This window comes from Halalkalibacter oceani (assembly GCF_023715605.1).
Taxonomy (GTDB): Bacteria; Bacillota; Bacilli; order Bacillales; family Bacillaceae_D; genus Halalkalibacter; species Halalkalibacter oceani.
In genome coordinates, this window is record NZ_JAMBOL010000089.1 from 1 (window position 1) to 393 (window position 393).

Annotated in this window: 1 protein-coding gene; it reads right to left on the reverse strand. The window is 42.5% G+C overall.

Annotated elements, in window-relative coordinates; all coding sequences use genetic code 11:
* A partial coding sequence (locus M3202_RS22130; RefSeq protein ID WP_285890661.1) for a PfkB family carbohydrate kinase occupies positions 1 to 193 on the reverse strand: 193 nt, incomplete at its 3' end.
* Between the last annotated feature and the right edge of the window lie 200 nt (positions 194 to 393).

Here is a 393-nt window from a genome sequence, read left to right on the forward strand (position 1 = left end):
GTCCTGCGGCATCTTTACCAATACGGCTCATTAATGCTGTACGATGGCCCAGACGAGAAATAATTGTTGCTTCATTTATTGCATCACCCCCGGTGGTCATTGCGATTCTTTCAAGAGGATAAGAATCCACATCAAAGATATTTTTACTGACCGGTTGCAATGGAATATCAACAATAGCGGCACCTATACACAAATAACGTCGAGATTATCCATATCATTATTCCGCTTTGCCATCAGAACCGAACAGTTTAATTTTTTCCAATGCCCGTTCTTTTACAGCTTTACGTACTTCACGTTCTAAATGCAGGAAAGGCTGATCCTGGTTTTCTTTCACTGCGACCAATTGCGGCCTGACAGAGCTCCGTATGAATGTTGATTTTCGCGATACCCAAC